Here is an 11,511-nt window from a genome sequence, read left to right as displayed (position 1 = left end):
TGTTCGCAACTAGCGATTGTTTGCTGTACGAATCATTGGAGGGGTGATGTGATACTAAATCCCCCCTGATGTAATTGTTATAATTCATCCAACATGACAACGTCACCTGTGACAGCATCTACGCCATAAGCACAGTCAATCTTGCCGCATAGAATATACTTATTTTGCTTTTTATCAAAAACATATACGGGTGTAATTTCAATATGTTGCTGTAATTTTTCAAAAGCCTCTTCAGATGTTAACTTTGGCTGTGCAGCTTTTTCGAAGTGCTCAAACATATCCACAATCACACTGTTATCGATATAATCTACTGGTTGATAGGTGTTTTTGTCGATAATTAACTTGATCCTTCTGTCAATCACGCGAACGTCTGGAGCTGCGGGTTTTAACTCAGCAAAAATATAGCCTTTTTCAGGCCATAATCCAGATAGCTTCCATTGTCCACTTTCTTCAGGGAATTCACTGCGAAGAAAATTCCTGCTCGTTTCCTCTGCCTGTTGTTGATCATCAACCGTCAGAACTACTTTATTCGTGCTTTTTTCTGTTGAAAATACTTCTTCTGGAGTGGCTTCCAAAGAGAGATCAACTGGGCGCTTTGTAAAGCCTTCGCGTAATGGCTCCTGCCACTCGATGACAGTATCTTTATCTATATAGGAATTTGGACGTTCGACCTCGTCAAAAGATAACGTACGCTTTCCATCGTTTGATACAAATACAGTTGCGGTACCATATACACTCTCCCATTTCTCTTTATCTTCCAACGGGATTTCGAGTAGTTTGCATTGTTTTTTTGCAATAGGTTTTACGAGTTCAGCTGTAAGTGAAAATGGCTCCCAGTTCAATTGGTCTTCATTCGGGAAGAAACCGTCAATGGAGAATAAAGAAAGCTTGCCCTCTTCGTTATACTCCACCTCAATGGAGCCTGAAGGAAAGACAGCGACATTATCCACAGCTGCCTGAAACAGCAATTCTTTTTCTTCTTCGTGTACAAGCTTGAACTGGCGGCCAAACTCAAGACCAGTTTGTTCCTCAATCCATTCGATAGTAAGTTCTGTGCTTGCTGCAGGTGGGAATTCAGCCTCTGTCTTATTCACACCATCTACGAAAATAATGCGTTTCACCAATTTGGACTCGAGATCAACATCAATGCTGACTGTGCCTGGTGGATTATAATCTTCATCAAATTCCTCTGCATCATTTGGGACCCATTCCATATTAAAAATATACGACGTTTCATGCAACTCGATTTCTTCCCGGAAGATATGATGCCTTTTGAGCGTATGATTTTCAAGCTTAAACTTATCAGCCGTATCATCAATGATTACTTGAAGTTTCTCATCCATACTAATACCTCACTTATAAATTAATTGCATATAGTATACCATAGGGGTGCCTGTCACTCCCCGAATTTTGTCGAATGATTTTCTTGTTTACTTTTACGCTGCGTTAACGTTTATAGTATGGGTGAGGGAGCTGATTTTGATGTATATAAAGGAAGCGGCAGTGAGATTAAATACGACACCGAGAGCAATTCGGTTTTATGAGGAAAAGGGATTGATCTTTCCAAAGAAAGACAAGGAAAATGATTACAGGTATTTCACTGAAAACGATGTCGTGCGGTTAAGTACCATTTTGGCCCTAAGAGAAGTAGGACTAGGACTGGAACGCATAAAAGATCTTCTTGAAAACTCTGAGATGAGTATCAATGAATATTTAAATCTCCAACGTTCGGCATTATTTGAGCAGTGGTTGGAGCTTAAGGATATGATTACAACAATCGATCAAATGATAGGAAGTACAGAGGATGAAAAAGATGATATGGAAGCCATTTTTAAATTGGCGAATCAATTGAAGAAATTGAAAGATTCCCGGAAAAATTGGGAGGATAAGTGGGAATTTGATGACTGGGCTGATGAGTATGAGAACTATATAAAAAAAGATGGCTATGTGTTCAATGTTCATCAGGATTACGATGATGCCCTGGAAAAAGTGGCAGAAGTCATGGAGTTGAAACATAAATCCGTATGCTTGGATATAGGAATAGGGACAGGGAACCTTGGCTCAAAATTCATCGCAAGGGGAGTTCATGTAATTGGTGTTGATCAGTCAGAAAAAATGCTTCAAACCTGCAACGGAAAGTACCCAGAAATTGAAACTAGAAAAGGTCATTTTCTTGCTTTACCATTACTTGATCATAGTGTGGACGGCATTGTTTCGAGCTATGCCCTCCATCATTTGCCAGATAAAGATAAATTACTTGCATTAGAGGAGATGAATCGTGTTCTTAAGGAGAACGGCCAGATATGTATTGCAGATTTAATGTTTCAAAATGAGGATCACCGGTCTCGGGTGATAGATGCATTTCGCAGTCAGGGAAATATAGAAGCAGTTCAATCAATCGAAGACGAATTTTATGGTGACAGATCATTATTAGTAAAATGGCTTGAAGCAAATAGCTATCAGGTAGAAACCCATCAATTCAATGATATTTTGAGCATGATTTATGCGAAAAAATAAAAAACCGTCACTCCCCAAACGACAAAATCTGACAATATTCGGGGAGTGACAGTGCACCTTAATCAAAGTAGTTGATGAGTCCGGTTGTTATTGCTTCTGCTACTTTATGTTGATAGTCTGCTGTTTGGATAATGGCAAGGTCACTTTGATTGGATATAAACCCTAGCTCAACCAATACGGATGGTGCAGTTGTATTTCTTAGTACACGATAATTGCCTTGCATGATTCCCCGGTTATTTAGCGTTACCGATGATGCTAGGGATGATTGAATCTGCTGCGCCAAATCGCGATCATAGTTCGTTGTGTAATACGTACTGATTCCTTTTACAGAAAGGGCTGGATAAGAATCATAGTGTAAACTGACGAATGCATCTGTATGAGAAGCATTGCTTATATGAACCCGTTCATTAAGTGAAACATAATAGTCACCTGTTCTTGTTGCAATAACAGTTGCACCTGCATTTCTTAATTGATCCGCTACTTTCGTTGCAGTAGAATAAACGAGATCTTTTTCATATATCCCCCCAAGTCCTATTGCACCCGGATCTCTCCCACCATGACCAGGATCAAGTACAATGGTATAACCTTCCAATGATCCGCTCGCTGCTGGCTTAACCGTGCTGTCGTTAGCATTGACTGATGTAGATGCCACTTGAGGAGTTGCTGCATCAGTCAGCCATGCAGCAATCCAACCGAATGAACCGTCCCCTATGTCAACTTTATGCCAATCTCCTGCTGTTTCCACTAATTTGTATGTATTTCCTGTGCCTGTAGATCCAATTATAGAATGATCCATACTAGGGCCAGAACGAACATTGACATTGCCAGCTGTAACGGTAATCGAATTTTCGGATGTTTGGGTAACGGTCTGATTTAAATTGCTCATGTTTCCAACTGGAACGAGATGATGTTTCGCCACCCATGCCTCTTTTCCGCCGTAATACGTTTGAATCCAACCGTATTTTTCCTGGAATGCTGTTACTTTGTTTCCTTTACTCAGATAACCTACTACTGTTGCATCAGCAGCTGGTTCACTTCGTACATTTAAAATGTTTGTACTGACCTCATAGGTTTGTCCTTCATTGGCATGTGCTGTAGCCGGTAGTAAAAAAGATAAAAAGAGCAGGAAACAGATACCAATCAGTGAATTGCGAAAATTTTTCATTTTTTCCTCCTTTTAATCATGAAATCATAACTATTAAATTAATCATAATAGTTATGATTATCCTTAACAAGTAGATAGTAAACATATATGATAAAAAACCATTCTAATAGACTAGCAAAATAGTTATTATAATTTGATTTATCTATTAGAAAAGAAGGATGTCGGCCAAACATTACCAAAAAATAATGACCGTAGCTGTTTCTGCCAACGAAGTTATGGATAGATTAAATGTTGACAATCATAACGGTAAAAGAATAATGAACAATATTTTAGAACAGGTCAACGAGGTAACCATTTCTGAAGTAAAAGTGTTGGAAACCTATTGGGACTTTCATGTGTAAAAAGCAATAAAAGACTGCACAACAAAAAAGCGTGCTGAAAACCATCACTCACCACGCACGCTTTTCATATGATTATCCAAAAGACCTAGTGAAGCAGTTTATCTAATCAGCATCGCAGCTTGCTTTAAAGCTGCTTTATCGTTCATGATTTCGCCCGGTTTGCTTGCCTTCCCGATGACATAACCGCCAAAAGCCATATTGTAAAACTGGCATATATAGTTGAACTGCTGGACAAGTGGCAATCCCTTGATTGTTGGAGTATCTCCCCCGACAGCAACAAGGTAGACTTTCTTTTTCGATAATTCTTCACGAAAATGCGTATAGCTGGAGTCCCTTAAAATCTGAGACCACCGATCAATAAAAATTTTCATAGGGCCTGACATGCTATACCAGTAAATCGGTGTTGAGAAAACAATGACATCATGTGAAAGCATTTGATCAATAAGTCCTTTAAGATCATCCTTAATGACTGCAAATCCAGTTTCATCATGACGTTGATCAATAATAGGGCGCACATTGTAATCACGTAAATAGATATGTGTCCCTTTTTCTTTAGGGACCGCCTGGTAAGTTAAGTACTCTGTATTCCCATTAACACGGGTTGAGCCGTGAAAGACGATTATCTTCATATTCATCCTCCTTGAAGGTTACAAGCTGAGAGCACTTATAATTTTTAAAATCATCACCGTTCATATAAGTATATGATTAATAACACAATAACATGAAAATAAAGGTGACCTAAATAATTCATAGAAGAAAAACAGATGCGGTTAACCCCGAAAACAGGAAGTAATGTAAATGGGCTAACATACGTAATGGCAGGCACCTTTTAGGTGCCTGCCATTCATTAGCAAAACATAAGTAGTATTAATTAGTCAGATGAAAAAATTCAGTCCCATACCTCACTTGCAATGATGAGACTAACAGAAAGACTGATACAAACGGCAATTACAGCGATTAGCATGAACAATTCCCCCTTAATTCGTAAGCAAATTCTACCATACTCTAATTTTATTATAGTATATATTCGTAAAGAAGGGAAAGGACAAAATTTTCGAATAGGGCTTATTCTACCTCAAAAATCGAGAATGTTATAAAACGTTCAACTATTAAAGATGAGTAGTGTCCGATGTGATCCATTTCCATTCTGCCATTTTTAAGCACGAATCCACTTCCAAATTTCACCAGGTGAGGCATTTTTCCCGTACATGAGAATCCCTACTTTAAATATCTTACCTGCAAGTTTCATGAAAATGAGAATGCTGATGAGGATAACAGCTAGCGAAATGATAATCTCGATCCATGGCCATTCCTCAAGCATCGTAAGCCTCATAATCAATACACCTGGAGCTGTAAATGGAATATACGTACCGACTTGTGCAACAAGACCATTTGGGTCGTTCAGTACTGGTCCAATCATAATAAAAGGTAAGAACGGAAGCATCATGACCATGCCCTGAAAGTTACCGGCCGTTGAGATGTCAGACATTGTGGCACCAATCCCAACGAAGATGGCAGCAAACATTAAATAGCTGAGGATGGCAATGCTGACCAATAATAATGTTTCAGGCACAAATAGGTATTCGATGACCGGGATATCCGTTCTCCATAGGACAAACGGAAAAATCAATCCCAGAAAGACAACCACTTGTATAAGTCCCAATACAAAGTATCCAATGATTTTTCCCTGCATCAAATCGCTTGGTGTTACGGATGAAAGTATAATTTCTGCAATCTTGTCTTTCTTTTCCTGTGATGCGCTTTGAAAAATCGCCATCCCCGTAAATACGATTGAAAGCATAATGATTCCCGCAAAGATACCCGGGACGAGACGCTCCAATGACTCACCACCGAATCCTTCTGCTTCTTCAACAGATTCCTCAAAAGAAGCATTATCTTCTATTGCTTCCATAAAGGAAATGCCTTGCAGAACAGTCGCTGTTTCTTCCTCGGATAACCCGAGCTCGGATATTTTCAATGCATGGAGGGGTTCGCTAAACAGTTGAACTTGATTCATGAAAAATGGATTGATCTCCTCACTTAAATAAACAGGAACAACACCGTCCTCCAAGGCACGATTATCAATGAAGATAAAGGCGGTATGTTCACTTTTCTCCATGGCTGCGACTTCTGTTTCACTTAATTGCGTTGTTTGCATTTCCCAATTCAAGCCACTTTGTTCAACGATCGCTTGCAGTGCAGGATAAACACCTATTTGATCATGAACAAAAACTTGAGTGGTCTCTGTTTCCTCGCTTTCAGAGCCAAACAAACTCCCGATAAACATGAAAACGAGGAAAAGTATCGGGGATATGAATAATCCAATCAAAAAGGTTTTGTTCTTCATATTCCTCTTGATTTCCCATTTGGCAACTTTCATCGAGTTACGCATACATAACACCTTCTTCTTTTAATAAATTCTTATCTGTTGCAATATCAATGAATATCTCATGCAACGAAATCCGATTTATTTTTAATTCGTGAATCACAAGATGATCAGGTAGATTTTTAAGCCATGCAGATGGTTCCACATGGTTATTTAGATGCAAAATCGAAGCCTCATCTTTTTGTTCTACGCGAAGTACACCAGGGATACCCTGCAGCTCATCGATATTGTTTTCCCCATGAATGGTGCATTTGAAATTTGCATACTTCCTTTTGACATCTTCCAGAGTGCCATAGATAACCTTCTCTCCCCGCTGGATCATAAACAGACGATCACACATTTCTTCCACGAGATTCATTTGGTGCGAGGAAAGTAAAATAGCAGTTCCGTTGTCGGCGAGGCCGCGGATTTCTTCTTTGAACAATTCCTGGCTGACAGGATCGAGTCCAGAGAATGGTTCATCAAGTATGAGAAGCTCGGGTTCATGAATGATGGATCCGATGAATTGAACCTTTTGCCCCATCCCTTTGGAAAGTTCTTCAACAGAGACTTTTTCTTTCCCTTCCAGATCGAACTTTTTCAAATACATCATTATCCGTTCCTTCGCTTTATCAAGTGGATAATCTTTGAGATTGGCCAAATACAGCAGAATATCCATCACGTTAACATTTTTGTAAAGGCCCCGCTCTTCTGGTAGATAACCAATCTTATTTCTTGGAATATCGCTGCCATTATAATTATGGAATGTAATGGTTCCGGAATCGGGGTACATAATCCCCATAATATTACGAATCGTAGTTGATTTACCGGCGCCATTTGGTCCAAGGATAGCCATGATTTCTCCCTTGTGTACTTCAAATGAAATGTTTTTCAGCACTTTCTTTTCTTTAAAGGATTTCTCCAGTCCATGGATCGTTAACATCTTTTCCATTCGTATTTCCCACCTTTGCTAGTTATTCAGTAAATCTGTAAGTTCCCATCAAGTAGTACGATTGAATTGTCAATAGGTTTCAATAAAGTTACTCAATTTTCGCATTTGATATAAAATGCGCCGTAATTGCTATTTACGTTGTAGCTGATAATGGAAGCAAGTTACTTCGGCTATCGCTCTGGGAAATACACTACGCTTTTCGCGGGCGGCTGGTGAGCCAACTTGCGCTAAAGCGCTGCGCTGTCTCACCGATGCCTCTGCTCCCGCAGAAGTCTCCGTGTATTTCCCAAAGCTTGTTAGAAAATTGCTACGGAAAATAGCATCATACAGCTCTACGAAACCGGTTGAGGAAATCTTTGTAACTAGTTTCATTAACAGGATAGAAATCTAGAATAGATGGAGTTATGTCGTAGTCTACAGAAACTGCGAGACTTTTAAAGCAACCAATAGTATGAAAATAGCCTTTAGAAAATGCTTTAGCTTTACTAATGCTAGCAAGGTGATTAAGAGTGGCTTACTGAGTTCGCCCCAGTTAAACGTTTAAACTTATTTTATTGGTGCGAAAGTAGAGCTATTTATTATGCTATTTGGGTCGATTGTCTTAAAATAAAAAAGAGCGCGGAACGCTTATTGCATAAGGGGATAACATCATAACAACTGTAATTAACGTGTCGATGTTCAAATAATAGACATAAATTTGTTTCTAAATTGTGAACTAATTCACAATTCTATTTGCAAGAGCATTAAACCATGGTATTCTTTTAATGTACCAAGGAACACCTTTACAATATATTGTGAACCAATGAACATGTCAATAAAAATTTAATATAAACAAGGAGATGGATGTAATGATTATGGACTTCATTCGTAATAACAAGGTAGCAGCAGGAATTTGGACTATTCTAAGAGTATATATTGGATATGCTTGGTTTATGGGTGGTTTAGGAAAAATAACAGGTGGACAATTTGACGCAAGTGGATTCATTCAAGGTGCAATTGCCAACTCTACAGGAGAAGGCGCAACAGTTCAAGCTTGGTGGGGATCTTTCCTAGAAGTAGCAGCATTGCCAAACGCAGGACTTTTCACTTTTATGGTTATGTGGGGCGAATTATTAGTAGGTATCGCACTTATTCTTGGAATTTTTACAAACTTTGCAGCGTTAATGGGTATTACAATGAACTTTGCCTTCCTATTCAGTGGAACAGTAAGCACAAATGCACAAATGGTACTAATTACAGTATTCCTTCTAGCAGCTGGATATAACGCAGGACGCTTTGGTTTGGACAGATGGGTCATTCCATTCTTAAGAAATCATACGCCAATCATTAAAGATAAAGTGAAAAAAGAAGTAGCAGTTGCATAATAAATAGATTTTGGAAAAAACTGATCCGATTATTGGATCAGTTTTTTTGTTCGCAAGTAAACTTTCTTACTTGTATAAGTGCAACTAAGGCATATGCCCAAAGGCTTGGCGACGTTATTTTTCTAAACCGTGTACATTGAAATATGTTTAACATCCTATTAATTTGTGAAACATACATAGTAAAACTTCTGAAGGGAGAGCTTAAGCAAATGAATCGTTGGACAACTGTTCTATTTATCATCGTAATTGCTTTATTTTTAAGCGCTTGTGGAACTGGTAATGAGGAAGATCAGGAGACGGAAAATCAGGAACAATCTTCACCGGAAAATAATATGGATACCGGAGAGGAACAGGGAGGAAATGCCACAGCTGAAGAAGAAGTGTTGGTTTCTATGATGAATCAAGATGGAGAAATGGTGGCTACCGCAACAATTACAGAAGATGATAGTGGAGTTAATATTCATCTAGTCGGCGAGAATCTTCCACCTGGAACAAAAGGTTTCCATATTCATGAGGCTGGAAAGTGTGAAACACCTGATTTTGAATCTGCAGGCGGCCATTATAACCCTACGAACGCAGAGCATGGATTTGATCACCCGGAAGGACCGCACGCAGGAGACTTGCAGAATATTGAAATCGCTGAAGATGGTACGGTAGATGTAGAAGTTACAGCAGATATGGTTACATCGCAAATGGATGAGGATAACACGTTGTATACAGATGAGGGAACATCATTGATGATTCATTCAGAAGCGGACGATTACGTTTCCCAGCCAGCTGGTGATGCAGGAGATAGAATTGCTTGTGGTGTGATTGGCGAATAATGACAAGTAGTCCAATCGAATCAATTTAATCCAAAACAGAATATGTGTTCTGTTTTTATGGTCGATTATGCTATAATAGACGGAGATAATGTTCTGTTAGGGATGGGTCGGCTAACCCTTTTTCGGTAACAAAGGCATTCGCTGTTAAGTTTCTGGCGAATACCAGTTTTCAAAGAGAGAGGGGGAATGCCTATGAGCATGTATGAAGTAATGATGGTGCTTGGAAGTTTTGGAACATTTCTAATTGCATTGCTCGCATTGGTCGCCACCTTGGTCAATAAAAAATAGGCCGTCCCTATGAACCGTCTAAAGTTTATTAGGGAGAGGCCTTCTGCACAAAAACAGCCGATTCCAGCTTTAGGGAACCGCTTATCTAATGGCCCAGTGACAGCTGGGCCTATTTAGTATATTTACTATTTAAATAAATTATACCATATTTCAATTATATGGAAACGTACATACTATCCGAATCATAAGCTATTTTGGTAAGTTTAATTGCTTTTTATATTTACCAATTGATATTAAGTCCAACATAAGATATGTAGCTTCGGCGACGGCTCTGCGGTTGCAGAAGCCCATCTCTGCAGTGCGGTAGTTACGTCGCAGTGTACAAATTTACTGTCCTTCAGAAAATAATTTCACATACAGATGCAAGTTTGCCAAGTCTAGATCATTAGACAAATAAACAACCCATGTCATTCGTTTCATTTCATTTGCTCCAAGACTCCTGTATAATATTCTATTATTAATGGATAAAGGGAGCTTTTTATGAAACAGAAGACAAGGACACAGGAATTATCCGGACAAAATAAAATTTGGACACGTGATTTCTTGCTCATATGCTTTGCAAACTTCTTTGTATTCCTCGGCTTCCAAATGACATTGCCAACGATTCCGCTATTTGTTAAGGAACTCGGCGGAAGTGATCAAATGATAGGAATCATTGTAGGTGTTTTTACGTTTTCTGCTTTGCTCATCCGACCATATGCTGGTCATGCATTGGAATCCAAAGGGCGGGGCTTTGTCTATATGACCGGACTTGCTATGTTTGTTCTCTCCATTGGTGCCTTTTCTTTTACAGCAAGTATGTTTCTTTTAATTATCATTCGTATGCTGCAAGGAATCGGCTGGGGACTTTCGACTACAGCAGGAGGTACCATTGCGACCGATCTTATTCCACCGAAAAAACGGGGAGAAGGCATGGGCTACTTCGGTCTTTCCGGTAATATTGCGCTGGCATTTGGTCCGGCACTCGGGTTGACTCTCGTTGGGATCATTCCATTTTCACAACTTTTCCTAATTTGTGCAGCTTTTGGAATCGTTGCATTTATATTTGCTGCAAAGATACGTTATAAAGCAGTGGAAGAATCACCACATAAAACGAAAACAATGAAATTCGATATTTTTGAAAAAACAGCATTACAGCCTTCCATCCTTCTCTTTTTTATCACCATCGCATTCGGGGGAATAGCTACATTTCTTCCATTGCATGCAATCGAACAGAATGTTTCCGGCATCCAGTTATATTTTCTTGTTTTTGCTTTATTTTTAATGTTATCCAGAACATTTGCAGGGAAACTATATGATCGGAAGGGGCATATATACATATTCTTGCCGGGCACACTTCTTATTCTAATCTCTATGTTCCTTCTATCCTGGTTGCCCAATACGATGACATTATTGATTGCAGGGAGTTTATTTGGACTAGGGTTTGGCGGAGTGCAGCCAGCACTTCAAGCATGGGCGGTTGATCGGGCACCAGGCAATCGGAAAGGCATGGCAAATGCAACGTTCTTTTCCTCCTTTGATCTTGGAGTAGGGATTGGTGCAGTAGTCTTTGGGCAGGTAGCTTCCTTTTACAGCTATGCCGCTATTTACATGGCCTCGGCTGGGTCGGTGTTTACAGCCATGATTCTATATTTATTTCTCGTCTTGAAAGTTCTGAAAAAGTAAGTTCAGATTATTTTTAAAAGATGCCAATCT

The 11,511-nt window shown here is 39.3% G+C and carries 11 protein-coding genes; 6 read left to right on the top strand and 5 right to left on the bottom strand.

Annotated elements, in window-relative coordinates:
• Positions 1 to 77: 77 nt before the first annotated feature.
• A complete protein-coding gene (locus MN204_RS02175; RefSeq protein ID WP_249869426.1) occupies positions 78 to 1,343 on the bottom strand; it encodes a hypothetical protein in 1,266 nt (421 codons plus the stop codon).
• Between the two features lie 139 nt (positions 1,344 to 1,482).
• Here MN204_RS02175 and MN204_RS02170 point away from each other — a divergent pair, with 139 nt between their 5' ends.
• Positions 1,483 to 2,517, top strand: coding sequence for a MerR family transcriptional regulator (locus MN204_RS02170; protein WP_249869425.1), 1,035 nt, complete (start codon positions 1,483 to 1,485; stop codon positions 2,515 to 2,517).
• A gap of 58 nt (positions 2,518 to 2,575) precedes the next feature.
• Here MN204_RS02170 and MN204_RS02165 read toward each other — a convergent pair whose 3' ends face one another.
• Complete coding sequence (locus tag MN204_RS02165; RefSeq protein ID WP_249869424.1) at positions 2,576 to 3,682, bottom strand: N-acetylmuramoyl-L-alanine amidase family protein; 1,107 nt, start codon at positions 3,680 to 3,682, stop codon at positions 2,576 to 2,578.
• 158 nt (positions 3,683 to 3,840) lie between these two features.
• On the opposite strand from MN204_RS02165, the gene MN204_RS02160 reads away from it, so the two are divergent.
• Positions 3,841 to 4,023 carry a hypothetical protein gene (locus MN204_RS02160; protein WP_249869423.1) on the top strand — a complete coding sequence of 61 codons (183 nt, stop codon included), beginning with the start codon at positions 3,841 to 3,843 and terminating at the stop codon, positions 4,021 to 4,023.
• A 98-nt stretch (positions 4,024 to 4,121) separates the two neighbouring features.
• On the opposite strand, the gene MN204_RS02155 is transcribed toward MN204_RS02160, so the two are convergent.
• The 3 genes from MN204_RS02155 to MN204_RS02145 all read right to left on the bottom strand — a co-directional run bounded on the left by MN204_RS02155 (position 4,122) and on the right by MN204_RS02145 (position 7,340).
• Entirely contained in the window at positions 4,122 to 4,652 is a 531-nt protein-coding gene (locus tag MN204_RS02155; RefSeq protein ID WP_249869422.1) for a flavodoxin family protein, read from the bottom strand.
• A 527-nt stretch (positions 4,653 to 5,179) separates the two neighbouring features.
• Positions 5,180 to 6,415, bottom strand: coding sequence for an ABC transporter permease (locus MN204_RS02150; RefSeq protein WP_249869421.1), 1,236 nt, complete (start codon positions 6,413 to 6,415; stop codon positions 5,180 to 5,182).
• Entirely contained in the window at positions 6,408 to 7,340 is a 933-nt protein-coding gene (locus MN204_RS02145; protein WP_249869420.1) for an ABC transporter ATP-binding protein, read from the bottom strand. Before MN204_RS02145 ends, MN204_RS02150 begins: the two co-directional genes overlap by 8 nt.
• Before the next feature lie 848 nt (positions 7,341 to 8,188).
• Between MN204_RS02145 and MN204_RS02140 the strand changes: the two genes are divergently transcribed.
• From MN204_RS02140 to MN204_RS02125, 4 genes are all read left to right on the top strand, one after another.
• Entirely contained in the window at positions 8,189 to 8,704 is a 516-nt protein-coding gene (locus MN204_RS02140) for a DoxX family protein (protein WP_249869419.1), read from the top strand.
• Positions 8,705 to 8,913: 209 nt separating this feature from the next.
• Positions 8,914 to 9,528, top strand: a complete 615-nt coding sequence (locus tag MN204_RS02135) for a superoxide dismutase family protein (protein ID WP_249869418.1) — start codon at positions 8,914 to 8,916, stop codon at positions 9,526 to 9,528.
• Positions 9,529 to 9,720: 192 nt separating this feature from the next.
• On the top strand, positions 9,721 to 9,816 hold the full coding sequence (locus tag MN204_RS02130; RefSeq protein ID WP_249869417.1) for a putative holin-like toxin: 96 nt from the start codon (positions 9,721 to 9,723) through the stop codon (positions 9,814 to 9,816).
• Between the two features lie 480 nt (positions 9,817 to 10,296).
• Positions 10,297 to 11,481, top strand: coding sequence for an MFS transporter (locus tag MN204_RS02125; RefSeq protein ID WP_249869416.1), 1,185 nt, complete (start codon positions 10,297 to 10,299; stop codon positions 11,479 to 11,481).
• Positions 11,482 to 11,511 lie beyond the last annotated feature (30 nt).

This window comes from Oceanobacillus saliphilus (genome assembly GCF_023522835.1).
Taxonomy (GTDB): domain Bacteria; phylum Bacillota; class Bacilli; order Bacillales; family Amphibacillaceae; genus Oceanobacillus; species Oceanobacillus saliphilus.
The sequence above is the reverse complement of the archived record's forward strand: the minus strand, read 5'-3'. Positions and strand labels throughout refer to the sequence as shown.